Source organism: Evansella tamaricis (genome assembly GCF_019042215.1).
In the GTDB taxonomy this organism is placed as follows: Bacteria; Bacillota; Bacilli; order Bacillales; family Salisediminibacteriaceae; genus Evansella; species Evansella tamaricis.
The window spans coordinates 1-16,357 of the sequence record NZ_JAHQCS010000079.1 but is presented as its reverse complement, the minus strand read 5'-3'; the positions used below and the strand labels follow the sequence as shown (position 1 = coordinate 16,357).

The following is a 16,357-nucleotide window of genomic DNA, read 5'->3' as shown; positions in this document are numbered from 1 at the left end:
GTAAGTTCTCATAAGCTTAGATTACAAAAATATTATATAAATCCTAGTAAGAAAGTCAAAACCGCCAATTCACCTCCCACTTAAAAATGCACCTAATTTTTAAGGAAGGAGGCCTCTCGGCTGTAATGATAGTTAGACAACAGAGTTAACCCAATTCCTATCAAAACGTTCTCTAGTAAAAATAATATTTCTAACCCTGTTTTAATCGGAATTTTCAGAAGTAATGAACAAAATTTAATAAATTATTTAAAAATTCAAAATTCATTATTGAAAACGCTTACCACCCATGATAATATAAATTTACAACGTTGTTATACAAATTTACAACGTTGTCATACACGAGAAGTCGCTTAATGATTCTAACCTAATGTTAAAAAACAAACGGGAAGGGGAGAAATACATACACAAAAAGAATACTATTTTTTATGTTGTCAAAGTGTGATAGTGACAGGGGAAATCGTAGAGTTAATAAAATTATCAAGGGGGAAATTCTATGTCTGTAAAAATCAAAGCATTATTCATTTTGATGGTTTGTGCGATGACTTTAACTGTTTTTGCAGCATGTTCCAGCGATACTGAAACGGAATCTACAGAATCTAATGATACGACAGATAATGCCTCAAACGAATCGGACAATTCGACTGAATCAAATGACGAGCCTGAGAATACGGGAGAGGAACAGGTTGAGATACGGTTTATGTGGTGGGGGAACCAAGACCGTCATGATCGGACGTTAGAGGTTATTGAAATGTATGAAGCTGACAATCCGAATGTGAAAATAGATTATGAGTTTTTAGGATTTGACGATTACTCTGAAAAATTAGCAACACAGGCAGCAGGTGGTAATGCACCTGATGTCTTCCAAATGGTAGACCGTTGGCTACCTCAGTATACACAGAGTGAGGTACTTGCAGATTTACAACCGTACATTGATTCCGGTGCAATTAATACAGACAATATTGATCAGACTGGATTGGCACCAGGTTATATTGGTGATCAGCTGGTGGGTTTAAATACAGGAAGCAATGCGTTTGCCCTAGCATATAACCCGGATATGTTTGACGAAGCAGGAGTAGATTATCCTGCACCTGGAGATACGTGGGAAGATTATGTGGCAAAGGGTCGTGAAGTTCAAGAGGCGTTAGATTTAAAATATGCTATCCGAAATGATGTCCAACATGACAGGGGATTTGGTGTCTGGTTAAGACAAAATGGAGGCTGGCTATATAATGATGAGGGTACGACGAGAGGATGGGACGATGATAAATTATTCCTTGACTACATTAACTTCTGGTTAGATTTAGAGGTAGATGGGCTTGTGCCACCTGCAGATGTATTGGAGGCAACTGGGGCTATTGAAGACTACTTGTTGGTATCAGGTGATGTACCAATGCAAGTAATTCATAGTAACCAAATTGTCGCTGTCTCAAATGCAGCAAATCGAGACTTTGAATTAACAACCTTGCCATTTGGTGCAAGTGGGGAGTCAGGACAATACATTCGAGCATCCTTATTCTTCTCAATGAATACCAATACTGAACACCCAGATGAAGTAGTTAAATTCATGGACTATTTAACAAACAGTATTGAGGCACATGAGGTTTTCCAAGGTGACCGTGGTGTACCAATTTCCTCAGAAATTCGTGACCATTTATATGATAGTGCGGAAAGAACGGTCCAACAGCAGTTTGAATACATCGATTTAATTTCAGAGTATGCAGGATCTGCACCACCACCGCCACCACCAACTGGTCAAGAGATGGATAGATTTTTTGAGGTTGTTATTTATGAGGTTTTATATGGATTAAAATCTCCAGAAGAAGCACTCGAAGACTATAAAAAAGGTGTTCAGGATATAATTGACAGAAATTAGGAGATGAAAAACATAAAGAGGCTGGGACAAAAGTATTTTAATCAATGAGAAATCCGAACAAATTGCTGGTTGATACAATCATTGGCTACGGAAATAGACTTTACTATCCGCGGGCGTCTGGTGAGCCACCTCGCTCCGCGTATCTTTTCCTCTTCTAGCATCGCTATGTAGATCATCCGTCCATCGGGCAAAGCGCCACGTCCTGTGGCTTGCCCGATATTAGGACGTTCTGTCCGTTGAGACAACTCGCAGTATACTCGTGAAGTATTGCTCGTCACTGTGGAGGCTCACCTTTGCCTTTGATCCCGCAAAGAACGGACGTTTACTTCCTAGAATTGCTTCGAGTGGTAACGATGGATACATTTCGAAAACATTAGCTATTAGAGGAAGAGACAGTATTTCGTATATTTCCTTCGCTATGGATGTGTATTGTTCGGATTTTCAACTAAACACTCTAGATATGTCCCTACCTCTTCCTCAAGGGAGGTCCAGTATGAGAGAAGAGTTGGGTAAACCAATGAAACTGAGGCCGAGTGGTTTTTTGTCAGGAAGTGTGAAGAAAAGAACGATAAAGCATAATTTAATTGCTTTATCCTTTCTATCACCCTGGCTGATCGGTTTTATAGGGTTCGTTATTGGTCCAATGATATATTCGTTTTATTTATCCTTTACAAATTATAATATGCTGCAAGAACCAACATGGGTAGGGCTAGACAATTACATTCGTATTTTTACAAATGATCCTTTATTTATCACATCATTAAAAGTGACCCTTCTTTTTGTAGTTATTTCTGTTCCTCTAAAATTATTGTTTGCCCTATTTGTAGCAATGTTGATGAATATGGGGCACAGGGGTTCCGGGTTCTATACGCTTCTCTATTATATCCCTTCTATTATCGGGGGGAGTGTTGCTATTGCTGTTATATGGAGACAGATTTTTGGCAGAGAAGGTGCCTTAAACCACGTATTAGGTAATTTTGGAATTGAGGGTTACAACTGGTTTTCCCATCCAGATTATGCAATTTGGGTACTAATACTACTTATTGTTTGGCAATTTGGATCTCCAATGGTTATTTTCCTGGCAGGTTTACGTCAGATTCCAACAGAATTATATGAGGCAGCATCTGTAGATGGAGCAAGCAGGTTCAAAAAGTTTTTTAGTATTACCATACCATTGTTAACTCCCGTAATTTTCTTTAACCTAGTATTTCAAATGATTAATGCATTTATGACCTTTACTCAAGCTTTTTTAATTACACAAGGTGGACCAGTAAATAAAACGTTATTTTATGCATTATATCTCTACCGTGAAGCATTTACGAACTATCGGATGGGCTATGCATCAGCTTTAGCCTGGGTATTGCTTGTAGTGATTGCACTAGCTACATTCTTAATTTTTAAATCCTCAAAGAAATGGGTTTACTATGAGTCGGAAGGAGGGAAAGGCTAATGGATAATCGAAAGTCCAAAAGGGCTTCTATTATATATCACACATTTATCATTGGATTCGGTCTCCTGATGCTTTACCCAATATTATGGATGGCTGTAAGCTCGCTTAAACCGGAGCACGAAATCTTTCTAAACTCCGCATCCTTAATACCTTCTGAAATTAAATGGGAAAACTATGTTCAAGGATGGAGTGGCTTTGGTAAATACGGTTTTGATTTGTTTTTCAAAAACTCCATGATCGTAACGAGTCTTTCTGTTGTGGGGGCTTTGTTTTCATCCAGTCTTGTAGCCTTTGCATTCGCTAGATTAAAATTTAAGTTTCAAGGTGCTTTATTTGCGTGCTTATTGGCGACGGTAATGCTTCCGATGCAAGTAACTTTAATTCCGCAATATATTCTTTTCCATAATTTAAATTGGGTGAACACTTTTTTACCCCTAGTTGTACCTGCATTTATTGGAGGCTCACCATTTTTTATTTTCTTAATGGTACAGTTTATTCGAGGAATACCAAGGGAGCTTGATGAAGCTGCAATTATTGATGGATGTTCCTGGTATGGCGTATTCTGGTATATCATTTTACCTTTATGTAAGCCCGCCCTTGTAACAGTAATGATATTTCAATTTATGTGGACTTGGGATGATTTCTTATCCCCATTAATTTATTTACAGGATACAAATTTATATACCATGGCATTAGGATTACGTGCCTTTTCGGACCCAGATAACCTGACAGCTTGGGGACCATTGATTGCCATGTCTACAGTGTCCTTAATACCTCAATTTATCTTGTTCCTATTCTGTCAGAAATATTTAGTTAAGGGTATTGCAACTACCGGTATTAAGTAATCAGTAGTTAAATAGAGATGAAATGGGTGATGGAAGGCGTGAAAAAATATGCTATTTGTGGTGTGAGTAAACGGGCATTGAATATGTTTGTAGGGCCTATATTATCTACTTTTTCCACAACATCGAAGATAGTAGGTTTGTTAGATTCAGATACTAAACGTTTCGAAATATGTAAAGATACTTATCCCTCCCTTTCAGAAGTTCCTGAGTATCTTCCAAATGATTTTGCTCAGATGGTAACAGACACGAATCCGGATACTGTTATTATTGCAAGTAGGGATGATACACATGTAACTTATATTATTAAAGCTCTAGAGATGGGCTTGGATGTGATTGTAGAAAAACCAATGGCTACAACAGGAGAAGACTGTCAAAGGATTATTGATGCGGAGGCGAAAAGCGAGGGTAAAGTAACGGTGACATTTAACTATCGCTATACTCCGATCCATACAAAAATAAAGGAACTAGTTTTGGAAGGGAAGGTTGGGAGAATAACATCTATTGATTTAAACTGGTACATTGATACGTACCATGGATCTAGTTATTTTCAGCGTTGGAACCGGATGAGAGAATTTTCAGGTGGATTGTCCATTCATAAATGCTCACACCATTTTGATTTGGTTAGCTGGTGGACTGATCAAAAGCCTGTGGAATTATTTGCCTATGGCGCCTTAAATTATTATGGTGCGGAAGGAGAACTAAATCCGAAGAAAGAAGATGGAAGATTTTGTGGAACGTGCGATGTAAAGCTGGATTGCGATTATTATAGACGCTGGAACAGCAGAAGTGAAACTGTTCATGTTGTAGATGACCACATTAATAACAAAAATGTGGGAGAAATGCACAATGAATATACTAACTATCGTTCTGATCAATGTATTTATGATTCAGAGATTACGATTGAGGACACGTACACTGCTACGATAAAGTACGATAAAGGGGCACTATTAAGCTATTCAGTAAATTTCTCATTACCATATGAAGGATATCGATTAGCCATTAACGGAACAAAAGGTAGAATTGAATCGACGGAATACCATATTAAAGAAAGGGTACCATTTCCAACGGAGGTGCAGACAATTGATTTTTTTCCACTCTTTGGATCAAAGGAAACTATTCATGTGGTTCATAAAGAGGGGGGGCATGGTGGGGCCGACCCAATTATGTTAGAGGATTTATTTCTTGGTGTTGATCCAAGAAGAACGTACACTATTCAGTCTGGAGCTGTGGATGGGGCTTACGCAGTTGCTACAGGAGAGGCTGTATGGCGCTCTGTTCAAGAGAAGAAACCGATTTGTATAAAAGATGTCCTGTCAGTCTCGAAGCAATCTGTATAGTCAAGATGATTCAACAACCTTCCATATATAAAGGAAGGTTTTATTTCAAAGTATTTGTTTAGGAGGAGCTAGTTTTATATGAAACCATTCATTCATGATGATTTTATGCTGACTAATGAAGCGTCCAGAGTCTTATTTCACCAATATGCTAAAGACATGCCAATTTATGATTACCATTGTCATTTAAGCCCAAAGGAAATTGCAGAGAATAGAAGATTCTCAAATATTACAGAGATTTGGCTTCACGGGGATCACTATAAGTGGCGGGCAATGAGGAGTCTAGGTGTCGAAGAAGAGTTGATTACAGGAAAAGCAAGTGATTATGAAAAATTTCAGGCTTGGGCTAGATCGGTACCATATACCATAGGAAATCCTCTTTATCATTGGACGCATTTAGAGTTGAAGCGTTATTTTGAGACTGATTTATTATTGAATGAAGAGACGAGTGAAGAAATTTGGAATCATTGCAGTGCCATGATACAGACAAAAGACTTCAGGACCCAAGGTATTATTGCTCAATCAGGGGTAAAGGTCATTTGTACAACAGACGACCCAATAGACACATTGGAGTTTCATCAAAGAATTAAAGAACAATCCTCCATGGAGACAAAAGTATTGCCAGCATTCCGACCAGACAAAGCAGTGGAAATCATTCGTCCAGATTTTCAGGAATACATCAATAAGCTATCGGACGTATCGGAAACAGATATTATATCTTATGAAAACCTATTAAAAGCTCTGGAAAAAAGAATTCATTATTTTCATAGGGAAGGTTGTCGAATTTCTGACCATGGGATAGAGACATTACCTTATACACCTTGTACTTTAGAAGAAGCCTCCGCAATTTTTGAAAAAGGAGTAAGTGGTCAAAGCATTAGTAAACAAGAAGAGGAAATGTATAAAACCTATACACTATTGTTTTTAGGGCGAATGTACTCTTCCCTAGGCTGGGTGATGCAATTTCATGTGGGTGCTTTAAGAAATAATAACCACCGTATGTTTAACTTATTGGGACCAGATACTGGCTATGATTCTATTCATGATTTTGATTTATCGCGAAACCTAAATGGATTTCTGAATGAGCTTGATAAGAGGGACGAACTGCCAAAGACAATTTTATATAGCTTAAATCCAAATCATAATTACACTATTGCCACTGCAATTGGGAACTTTCAATCTAGCGAAACGAAAGGAAAATTGCAGCTTGGATCTGGATGGTGGTATAACGATCAGAAAATTGGAATGGTTAAACAAATGACTGATCTTGCAAGCATCGGTATACTTAGTACATTTATTGGCATGCTTACAGATTCAAGAAGCTTTCTATCCTTTACCCGCCATGAATATTTCAGACGTATTTTATGCGACCTCCTTGGGGGATGGGTTGAGGCTGGGGAAGCTCCTAGGGATTATCACCTGCTCGGCAAAATAGTTCAGGATATCTGTTATACAAATGCATCAAATTATTTTGAGATTGAGTAAGATACCTAAGGAAATTAGATAACAAAGCCTTCGTTTTCTTTGGAAATGAGGGCTTGTCCTTTAACCGTTGTTTACATTGAGATCCAACGCATTATTTCATATTTGGTGGGAAGATTAAATGATGAATTGGTGACAATACAATAAGTGTTGATATGCCATCCATCTACTCACTTTCCGCGGTCGAACCGCAAGCATCCTCGTTCATCCGTCTCTGCGAGGTCTTGCCAGGCTCGCTATTCCCACAGGATTCTCTTGTGCGACGAGTAATCGCAGAAGCAACGGTTATCATGCGACGAGTAATCGCAGAAGTAACGAGCATTTACCTCACGAATATGATTTGAGTTGTCTTGATGGATAATTTGCAGGGCAAACGCTAGTAGAGGAAGAGACAGTTAACTCGCTGATTAATGTCATATCAACTTCTATTAAAATAATGTAACGTCAGCTAAATTCGAGTATATACCCCGTGAAAAAGGAAAGGGCATTTAGTATGAAAAAAGTAATTCTCATAGGTGGTGCAGGTACAATTGGAAAAATACTCTCTAAGGGATTAATGAATAATTACCAAGTTGTAATTATGGATAAGGACACTAAGCATTTAGAGAGCGCTAATTGTATTCAATTGGATGCAACAAATTATCACGAGTTAATAACAAAGATCCCCGAGGATGCAGATGTAATTATTAATTTGCTCAAAGTTAATACAGAGGGACCAATAGAAAATAAGGATAACTTTGATGTAATGACTGATGTGTTTTTTAAGGCAACTTATTATATTCTACTCGTTGCAGAAAAAATCGGAATTTCTAAGGTTATTTATTGTAGTAGTAATCACGTTACCGATTATTACGAGGAAGATGGAAACTCCCTGTTAGGAAGAGAGATTACTGTCAACGATTATCCTTATATGAAAAGTGTTTATGGATTATTAAAATTAGCCTCAGAGCAAGCAGGCTTTCTTTTTTCCCAGCGTTCCTTATCTGTGTTAAATATCCGCATTGGTTCAGTCCCTCCAAAAAAAGAGCATGTGGCGATACAGGAGAAGCCCAGGCTGAAGAAGACGTTACTTACAACGGATGATGTTATTGGCCTGTTCCTTGCCGCAATCGAGGCTGATGTTACCTATGGGACATACTATGGTGTATCAGCTAACCCTGGAAAGCCATGGGATACCTCTAATCTAATGAAGGAGCTGAATTATCAATCTAAGAGAAATGTAATGGACTTATTAGAGGAGAGAAAGGACGTGTAGAGGGAAAATTACTAGTAAGGGGGGAAATAACATGAATGTTGGAATTTTAGCTCATTTATTTGGGAAGATGCCATACAAGCAACTTGCTGAAGAAGTGGGCTCTTCTGGTTTTAAACATGTGCAATTAGCTTTATGGAAAGCTGTGAATGATTATGACTTTAGTAAACCGGGGCTTCTGAACCCGGGATTGGCTTCAAATATTAAAGAAGAATTTAATAAGCATGGTGTTTCTATCTCTATTCTTGCTTGTTACCTTCACCTATATCATCGTGACAAAGCTATTCTTCAGGAGAATACCGCCCGATTTAAGGAATTAATTCGTTATGCAAGTTTATTAGGTGCACCAATTGTTGCAGCAGAAGTGGGAAAGCCCACTTGGGAAGTAAATGATGAAGACTGGAAGACCTTAATAGCCACGATAAGAGAAATAGTAGAAGAAGGGGAAAAGTGGGGGGTGTTTGTTGGAATTGAGCCAGCAAACGGTCACTTAATTGATACCGCAACCTCATTAAAAAAAATGTTAGATGAAATAAATTCATCCCAACTGGGGGTTGTATTAGATCCGGGAAATTTATTGACTGCTGAAAATTTTTATCAACAGGAGGATGTGATCGAAGAAGCGTTTCGATTGCTCGGAAACCGTATTGTGGCGTGCCATGCAAAGGACCGAATTTTAACTGAGAATTCAATTAAGACTGTCCCACCTGGAAAGGGGCAAATGAATTATTCATTATACTTGAAGCTATTAGAAAAATATAAGCCGGAATCTATTATTATAATGGAGGCCGCAAAGTCACATGAAATGGCCGAGTGTAAACGCTTCCTAGAGAGTGTATTGTAAAGGATGGAAAAGGACGTTTTCATGATGAAGAAAACGTCCTTTTATTAAGAGAAAGTATAAGTTTTCTTATCTCTGTCTAGCTCCGCGCTTTTCTTATGGTGTGGATAACTAATTTTGTACTCGTTCACAGGATTCCGTAATTTTAATTTCTGGACTTAGAATGATAGATCGCTCAACCTCTTTTTGGTTTATTACATCTATTAAAGTATCTGTTAGCTTTTCCGTAATTTTATCTAGTGGTACTCCGACAATGGATAAGGGTACGCTGACACCTTCTTTTTGAGGCAGGTTATCATAACTAATAATGGAAATATCCTCGGGGATTTTAAGGTTACTTTCGCTAATTGCCCGGAGTGCACCTTTAGATAAGTCATTACTTCCACTTATTATTGCGGTTGGCTTATCTCCCGATTCCAATAATTTTTTTGTAGCTAAATAGCCATCATGCTGATTAAGTCCTTCCACGGATAGGATGGAGTGTTCAAAGTGTTTTAACTGACACTCTGCTAGTGCCTCTTTGAATCCGGTTACCTTTTCTAACTGGAAAGAATCTACTGGTAAGTCTCCAATATAAGAGATTTTTTTGTGACCAATTTCATGGAAATAGTGTACAGCACTTTTAATTGCAAATTTTCGGTTTACATCCACTATCGGATATGGATTTTCATCATTTTTTAACCCGTAGACCACCACTGGTACTTTGGATGAAAAATAATTGGTAGCACCTTCCCCATCAAAAACTAGAATTGCATCCACTTGGAATCGGTTAAACGTATTAACCGCATCACATATGTTATTTATAGACATTAGTGTTGTATAGTTAAGATCATCAAGACGCTTGTTAATTTTTGTGATCAACGATGCATGAACTGGCCTTTCTACATTAGGCCAAACAACACCAATTGTATTTGATTTTTTTGAGACTAAACTTCTGGCAGCAGCATTTGGCTGATAGCCAAGCTCCTTTGCGATAGTAACAACTTTCTTTTTAGTATCTTCTTTTACAAGGGGGCTATTAAGAAGGGCTTTTGATACGGTAGAATAGCTGACCCCAGCATGTTTTGCAATGTCTTTAATCGTAACGCCCATAGACCTTACCTCCAAACGTCAAAGTGTACAAACGCAAACAACGTTGTTATTTTTACTTAAGATTATACCATATTAGTCCAATAAACAAATACTAAGTTCTATCTAAAAAAAACACTGGCCTACAATCCTACGGAAAATAACCTATGAATTTTTTCTGATATTATTATTTACATCATATTATCAGGGAATTGGTGAATTCATAGGCGATATACAATTAATACTCAGAAAGTATGAACTACTTTCAGGGAAGCACTTACACTTTAATTACCTTTTACAACCTTGTTAACTCTCTTGAAAGGGGAGGTTGGTAAGGCATACTTGTGCATGTTAATAACAGCATTGTTAAACAATGTGCCGGGATTGAAGTTTATCTTTCTATGTTATTAATGTTGTCCATTTCCCTTTTACTTGCTACTCAGAAAGGAGGCATATCAAATGACTGGCAAGGTTAGGGGAAAATAATACTGTTTCGAAGTTTCTTAGATTGACAATCTTTGTGTTCGTTTTTATAATTACATTAACAACGTTGTTATTTATAGGGGGGGTAAAAATGGAATCCACACATATTATCGTCAATCAGCTTGATAATGTGGCGTTTGCCTTAAAGAATTTTAAGGCAGGGGACACAATTAAAGTCGCTCATAAGGTTATTACAATTCACGAAGAGATAGTTGCCGGTCATAAGATTGCAATCCGTACGATTGAAAAAAATGAAAACGTTATCAAATATGGTTATCCTATTGGGAAGGCAACAGAGACGATTCGTCCTGGAGACTGGGTTCATACGCACAATGTGAAAACGAATTTAAAGGGAACAATGGAATATAGCTACACGCCTAAGCCATCTTCAGTTAAAAGGATGGAAACTGATCGAACATTTCAAGGATATGTTCGTGAAAATGGTGATGTAGGGATACGGAATGAAATTTGGATAATCAATACTGTGGGTTGTATTAATAAGACGTGCGAAATCGTAGCAAAGAATGCAACGGAACAGTATAAAGATGAAAACTTAGATGGAGTTTATCATTATCCTCACTTGTTTGGGTGTTCCCAGCTAGGGGATGATCTTCATAATACACAAAAGATATTAAGTAATTTAATTCATCATCCTAATGCTGCCGCTATCTTAGTCATGGGTCTAGGCTGTGAAAATAATTATATTGAAGAATTCAAAAAGGTTATTGGAGACTATGATGACAAACGTGTGAAATTTCTTGAAATTCAAGAAGCGGAGGATGAAATAGAAGAAGCGATGAACTTAATGGAGGAACTGGTAACTTATGCGAAATCATTTGAGAGGCAACCTGTTTCTATTTCGAAGTTAAAGGTAGGATTAAAATGCGGCGGATCTGATGGATATTCCGGGATTACTGCGAATCCATTACTTGGATCATTCTCAGACAGACTGATTTCCTATGGTGGAGCCACCATTCTAACAGAAACACCAGAGATGTTTGGGGCAGAACAAATACTGATGGAACGGTCAAAAGATGAGGCAACCTTTAGAAAAATTGTGGATTTAGTCAATGATTTTAAAGAGTATTTTATCCGGCATGGACAAAATGTCTATGAAAATCCCTCTCCAGGAAATAAGAAGGGTGGTATTACTACACTCGAGGAAAAGTCCTTAGGGAATGTACAAAAAGGGGGATTTGCCCAAGTTGCGGATGTCTTGCCTTATGGTTCGAGAATAAATAAAGCAGGTTTGAACCTGTTGCAGGGACCGGGTAACGACCTCATCTCGGTTACAGCGTTAGCAGCCTCAGGAGCACATATTGTTCTTTTTACAACAGGAAGGGGGACTCCCTTTGGTGGACCGGTCCCAACGGTTAAGATCTCAACTAATTCTCCCCTTTTTCAGAAAAAGAAAAATTGGATTGATTTTAATGCCGGCGTATTAGTGGACGGGAAAGGTAAAGAGGAACTGACAGATGAATTTTTCGAGTATATTATTCAAATGGCATCAGGTGAAGTAAGAACAAACAATGAAAAGTTCGGGTTTAAAGAAATATCAATTTTTAAGGACGGAGTTATTTTATAACCTAATAGTTTTTGAGAAAAGAGAAAGGGGTGCAGGATGAGACTTTTAACTAATTACCTATTAGAGTCTGGAGTATCAACTACTGCGGAGCTACCAGTTCAAGAAGAACTTCCAGAAAAAATTCTACAATTCGGTCAGGGAAACTTTTTACGCGGGTATATAGACTGGATGATCCATCAAATGAATAAGCAAGGTTTATTTAATGGAAAGGTTGTTGTTGTTCAGCCCTTGTCACAAGGTCCAACGATTCCCTTATTAAATCAACAGAATGGACTTTTCACAGTAGTGTTAAGGGGGGTTCAAAATGGCAATGTAATAGATAAGAGTGAAGTGATCTCTTCCATTTCCCGAGGCTTAAATGCAAAACTTGATTGGCAGGAAGTTCTTAAAGTTGGGGAGTCGCAGGAGCTTGAATTTATTTTTTCCAACACAACAGAAGCAGGGATTACGTATGTGGAAGAGGATTATGTCGAAGGGGAAGCACCTCTGTCATTTCCTGGAAAACTGACAGATTTTTTATATCATCGGTTTAAGGCATTCGAAGGAGATTCAGGCTCAGGGTTAATAGTCATTCCATGTGAATTAATTGAAAAAAATGGTTTGAAGCTAAGAGAGTTTGTTCTTAAAAAAGCAGATGACTGGAATCTACCTGCTGAGTTCAAGAGGTGGGTGAGTGAACATAACGAATTTTGTAATACACTGGTAGACCGGATCGTCACTGGCTTTCCAAATGATAACCTAGAAGAGTTTCATAGCTTACTAGGGTACAAGGATAATTTTATTACAGTAGGAGAACCATATCACATGTTTGCCATTGAGGGGAGTGAAGCGGTCCAGAAGAAACTCCCTCTTCATCGTGCAGGTTTAAATGTGAAATGGGGAGACATTACCTCCCACAGGGAATTAAAGGTTCGTCTTCTGAATGGTCCCCATACCATGCTGTTCGCCGTTTCATACTTATATGGAGTTGACACTGTTCTGGAGGCTATGAAGGAGAGTACTTTACGTCAATTTGTGGAACTGGGATTTCAAGAAATTGCTCCAACTGTGGAAGCGGAGGAGAAAATTAAGATATCTTTTATGGAGGATGTTAAAGAACGATTCCTAAACCCATATAACAAGCATTATCTCACAGATATCGGGTTAAATGCAGTCTATAAATTCCAGACAAGATTACTTCCAACACTTCACCGGTATACGGAGAAAAACAGACGGTTGCCTCAGGCAATTGTATTTTCATTAGCAGCACTAATTGCTTATTATCGTCCCGTCCGGGAGAAGGAAAATCCTTTAATAGGGCTCCGAAAAGATGGTCAGGAATATACAATGCGCGAAAATGAAAAAGTGACTGCCGCTTTTGTTTCAGGATGGGAAAACGTTACTAAAGGGCAAGTCACGATAGCAGAGTTTGTTCAAGCTATATTGGCCGATCAAGATTTTTGGGGAGAGGATTTAACAGAACTGGATCAGCTGGCCATTTTTGTAGGGGAATACTTAACAGACATTATTTCAATTGGTATGAAAGAGTCGGTTGAAAAATTTGTTCAGAATACGTATAAAAAGTAGGAGGTTAAAATATGGGGATAGGAAGTGTTTATAAAGGAAAAAAACCTTTGCGTTGGGCGGAAGAGGCAAGTAGAAGCTTAATGAACCGTTTTGAACCAAGTAAATTGCCTCCGGCAGATCGTTGGCATTATCATCAGGGTGTTTTCCTTTATGGAATGTACGATGTTTGGAAGGAAACGAAAAATGATGATTATTACCAATACTTTAAGGAGTATGTCGATAAGCTTGTGGACGAAGAGGGGAATTTTCTTTTCCGGAGAAGTGAATTAGATGCAATTCAACCAGGGCTGCTGTTATTCCCTTTATATGAAAAAACAGGTGAAAAGCGTTATAAGATAGCTGCTTCAAAGTTGAGAAACCTTTTAAATACGTTGAACAAAACGAAGGAAGGGGGATTTTGGCATAAAGATAAGTACCCCTACCAAATGTGGCTGGATGGATTGTATATGGCAGGGCCTTTTACAATCACATATGGTCAACAGTTTGAGGAGCCAGAACTTTTGGACTTGGTGGTCCAGCAAGAAAACTTAATGCGAAAGAATACAAAGGATGAGAAGACAGGCCTCTATTTTCATGGCTGGGATGAGAGTGGAAAAACACCGTGGTCTGTTATGGGTACAAATACTGCCCCCGAAATTTGGGGACGGTCATTAGGATGGTATGGAATGGCACTAGTAAATATGATTGAAATGCTGCCAGAGGGCCATCCGAAAAAGATGGAGTGGATTGGTGTTGTTCAGGAGTTGATTGAGAACTTAGTGAAGTTTCAGGATCCGGAATCCGGACTGTGGTATCAAATTGTTGACAAGGGGTATCTAGAGGATAACTGGCTTGAAAGCTCTGGCTCTTGCTTATTTATCTATACTATTGCAAAAGCAGTAAACAAGGGATACGTGGATGACAAATATTTTGAAGTGGCGGTAAAAGGCTATAACGGTGTTGTAGACAGATTTATTGAGGTACAGCCAGACGGAAGTATTGGCCTGACTGATATATGCATTGGGACCTCGATTGGGGTATATGATTATTATGTGGCCCGGGAAACATGCACTAACGATTTACATGGAGTAGGTGCGTTTGTTTTAGCAAGCGTTCAAATGCATCAGAAGGAGAGTACAATAGTCAGATAGTTTTTATTAAGGTCAATGGATTTGGATCCATCTGACCTTTCATTTATTTCGAGAGAAGGGAATTGTGTGTTAGAAACCATAAATAGATTTTTACAAAAATGGATGCTGCTCATTGCTCCAAGTGCAGTTATTTTAGGGGTAACAATATTTTCGTGGCTAAGCTCCTACTCCTATTTAGTGAAATGGGTGTTTGCCTTTATCAGCTTCGTAAGCTGTTTAGGTTTAAATATTCGCTCCATACGAAAAGCAGTTATGCGGCCATTTCCTATTATTGTCTGTTTAGTTTTGCTGCAGTTGATTATGCCATCCCTCGCATATGGGATTGCTAACGTCTTTTTTGCCAATGATCCATATATTATCATGGGATTTGTCCTGGCTTACATTATACCGACAGGTGTCGTCTCATTAATGTGGGTATCCACTTACAATGGGAACAGAGCGCTGACACTAACGATTGTCCTTATCAATACGTTACTTTCACCATTGTTAGTACCGTATTTATTACACTTCTTCATCGGTACTCAAGTGTCGATGGATACATACGGTCTAATGATCGGATTGTTCTGGATGATCGTTGCCCCTTCCATCTTGGGAGTTTTGGTGACAAGATTTTTAAAGGAGAAGATAAATAAGACAGCATCTTTCCTTTCCCCATTTTCTAAATTTGCGCTCATCTTTGTCATTCTGGTAAATGGAGCAGTGGTGGCCCCTTATTTTCGAAGCTTTGACGGGACGGTTATCTTGATCGCAGTCCTTGTCTTTATCATTGCTTGCATTGGATTTATAATGGGCTTTTTCACTGCAAGGATATTCAAATGGGAGAAAGGTGTTGTTCTGAGCATCATGTATAATACCGGGATGAGAAATAATGGGGCAGGTGCCGCATTAGCTGTTGCCTTTTTCCCGCCTTCCGCAGCATTTCCAATTGTTACGGCTATTTTGTTCCAGCAGTTTCTGGCATCCATCTTTGGGCGTTTAGCAAACTATTATTTTCACGTAATGAGACGGAGAATTGATCGGAGACAGAATGGCCTCACAGGTATTTAAGAAGAGTGGGGCAAAATTAGCGGTGGGGGGCAGAGATCAGAAATAGTGTCGTTTAACTCGAAAACAAACAGGAGGTCAATTCGGTTCCAATGTCGCGTCGTTAAGGGTTAAGGAGGAGCGTGAAAAGTGTTGCTGTGTACCAAACTAGTGTCGCATCCCTGAAGGAGGAAGCGACAAAAGAGCAGCTGAGTACCATACTAATGTCGCATCCTAAAGGAGGATGCGACAAAAGAGGAGCAGGTCCCCTCCCTAATGTCGCATCCTTAAAGGAGGAAGCGACAAAAGAGGAGCCGAGCCCCGAACTAATGTCGCATCCTGAAGGAGGAAGCGACAAAAGAGATGCTGAGTACCGAACTAATGTCGCATCCTGAAGGAGGAAGCGACAAAAGAGTAGCTGAGTA

At 38.7% G+C, this 16,357-nt stretch carries 13 protein-coding genes; 11 read left to right on the top strand and 2 right to left on the bottom strand.

Annotated elements, in window-relative coordinates:
• Window positions 1-493: 493 nt before the first annotated feature.
• Entirely contained in the window at window positions 494-1,873 is a 1,380-nt protein-coding gene (locus KS419_RS07750) for an ABC transporter substrate-binding protein (protein WP_217065602.1), read from the top strand.
• Between the two features lie 41 nt (window positions 1,874-1,914).
• On the opposite strand, the gene KS419_RS07745 is transcribed toward KS419_RS07750, so the two are convergent.
• Complete coding sequence (locus tag KS419_RS07745; RefSeq protein WP_217065601.1) at window positions 1,915-2,151, bottom strand: hypothetical protein; 237 nt, start codon at window positions 2,149-2,151, stop codon at window positions 1,915-1,917.
• 215 nt (window positions 2,152-2,366) lie between these two features.
• Here KS419_RS07745 and KS419_RS07740 point away from each other — a divergent pair, with 215 nt between their 5' ends.
• The 6 genes from KS419_RS07740 (at window position 2,367) to KS419_RS07715 (ending at window position 9,080) form a co-directional block, all read left to right on the top strand.
• Window positions 2,367-3,323 carry a carbohydrate ABC transporter permease gene (locus tag KS419_RS07740; protein ID WP_246593715.1) on the top strand — a complete coding sequence of 319 codons (957 nt, stop codon included), beginning with the start codon at window positions 2,367-2,369 and terminating at the stop codon, window positions 3,321-3,323.
• Window positions 3,323-4,168, top strand: coding sequence for a carbohydrate ABC transporter permease (locus tag KS419_RS07735; RefSeq protein ID WP_217065600.1), 846 nt, complete (start codon window positions 3,323-3,325; stop codon window positions 4,166-4,168). The genes KS419_RS07740 and KS419_RS07735 overlap by 1 nt, the downstream gene beginning before the upstream one ends.
• A 38-nt stretch (window positions 4,169-4,206) precedes the next feature.
• Window positions 4,207-5,505, top strand: coding sequence for a Gfo/Idh/MocA family oxidoreductase (locus tag KS419_RS07730; protein ID WP_380086537.1), 1,299 nt, complete (start codon window positions 4,207-4,209; stop codon window positions 5,503-5,505).
• A gap of 78 nt (window positions 5,506-5,583) precedes the next feature.
• Window positions 5,584-6,987, top strand: a complete 1,404-nt coding sequence (gene uxaC, locus KS419_RS07725) for a glucuronate isomerase (protein WP_217065599.1) — start codon at window positions 5,584-5,586, stop codon at window positions 6,985-6,987.
• A gap of 490 nt (window positions 6,988-7,477) precedes the next feature.
• Window positions 7,478-8,239: an NAD-dependent epimerase/dehydratase family protein gene (locus tag KS419_RS07720; protein ID WP_217065598.1), complete on the top strand. Its 762-nt coding sequence runs from the start codon at window positions 7,478-7,480 to the stop codon at window positions 8,237-8,239.
• Window positions 8,240-8,270: 31 nt separating this feature from the next.
• Complete coding sequence (locus KS419_RS07715) at window positions 8,271-9,080, top strand: sugar phosphate isomerase/epimerase family protein (protein WP_217065597.1); 810 nt, start codon at window positions 8,271-8,273, stop codon at window positions 9,078-9,080.
• Window positions 9,081-9,188: 108 nt separating this feature from the next.
• On the opposite strand, the gene KS419_RS07710 is transcribed toward KS419_RS07715, so the two are convergent.
• Entirely contained in the window at window positions 9,189-10,169 is a 981-nt protein-coding gene (locus KS419_RS07710) for a LacI family DNA-binding transcriptional regulator (RefSeq protein ID WP_217065595.1), read from the bottom strand.
• Between the two features lie 550 nt (window positions 10,170-10,719).
• Between KS419_RS07710 and KS419_RS07705 the strand changes: the two genes are divergently transcribed.
• The 4 genes from KS419_RS07705 to KS419_RS07690 all read left to right on the top strand — a co-directional run bounded on the left by KS419_RS07705 (window position 10,720) and on the right by KS419_RS07690 (window position 15,956).
• Window positions 10,720-12,213 (top strand): UxaA family hydrolase, encoded by a 1,494-nt coding sequence (locus KS419_RS07705; RefSeq protein WP_217065594.1) that lies wholly within the window; start codon window positions 10,720-10,722, stop codon window positions 12,211-12,213.
• Window positions 12,214-12,249: 36 nt separating this feature from the next.
• Window positions 12,250-13,779 (top strand): tagaturonate reductase, encoded by a 1,530-nt coding sequence (locus KS419_RS07700; protein WP_217065593.1) that lies wholly within the window; start codon window positions 12,250-12,252, stop codon window positions 13,777-13,779.
• An 11-nt stretch (window positions 13,780-13,790) separates the two neighbouring features.
• Window positions 13,791-14,909, top strand: a complete 1,119-nt coding sequence (locus KS419_RS07695; RefSeq protein WP_246593713.1) for a glycoside hydrolase family 88/105 protein — start codon at window positions 13,791-13,793, stop codon at window positions 14,907-14,909.
• A 66-nt stretch (window positions 14,910-14,975) separates the two neighbouring features.
• Window positions 14,976-15,956 (top strand): bile acid:sodium symporter family protein, encoded by a 981-nt coding sequence (locus KS419_RS07690; protein ID WP_217065590.1) that lies wholly within the window; start codon window positions 14,976-14,978, stop codon window positions 15,954-15,956.
• The last annotated feature ends 401 nt before the right edge of the window (window positions 15,957-16,357 follow it).

Coding starts and splice junctions, on each gene's coding strand:
- KS419_RS07715 (WP_217065597.1), top strand. CDS start 8,271: ATGAATGTTGGAATTTTAGCTCATTTATTTGGGAAGATGCCATACAAG.
- KS419_RS07740 (WP_246593715.1), top strand. CDS start 2,367: ATGAGAGAAGAGTTGGGTAAACCAATGAAACTGAGGCCGAGTGGTTTT.
- KS419_RS07695 (WP_246593713.1), top strand. CDS start 13,791: ATGGGGATAGGAAGTGTTTATAAAGGAAAAAAACCTTTGCGTTGGGCG.
- KS419_RS07705 (WP_217065594.1), top strand. CDS start 10,720: ATGGAATCCACACATATTATCGTCAATCAGCTTGATAATGTGGCGTTT.
- KS419_RS07700 (WP_217065593.1), top strand. CDS start 12,250: ATGAGACTTTTAACTAATTACCTATTAGAGTCTGGAGTATCAACTACT.
- KS419_RS07750 (WP_217065602.1), top strand. CDS start 494: ATGTCTGTAAAAATCAAAGCATTATTCATTTTGATGGTTTGTGCGATG.
- KS419_RS07735 (WP_217065600.1), top strand. CDS start 3,323: ATGGATAATCGAAAGTCCAAAAGGGCTTCTATTATATATCACACATTT.
- uxaC (WP_217065599.1), top strand. CDS start 5,584: ATGAAACCATTCATTCATGATGATTTTATGCTGACTAATGAAGCGTCC.
- KS419_RS07710 (WP_217065595.1), bottom strand. CDS start 10,169: ATGGGCGTTACGATTAAAGACATTGCAAAACATGCTGGGGTCAGCTAT.
- KS419_RS07720 (WP_217065598.1), top strand. CDS start 7,478: ATGAAAAAAGTAATTCTCATAGGTGGTGCAGGTACAATTGGAAAAATA.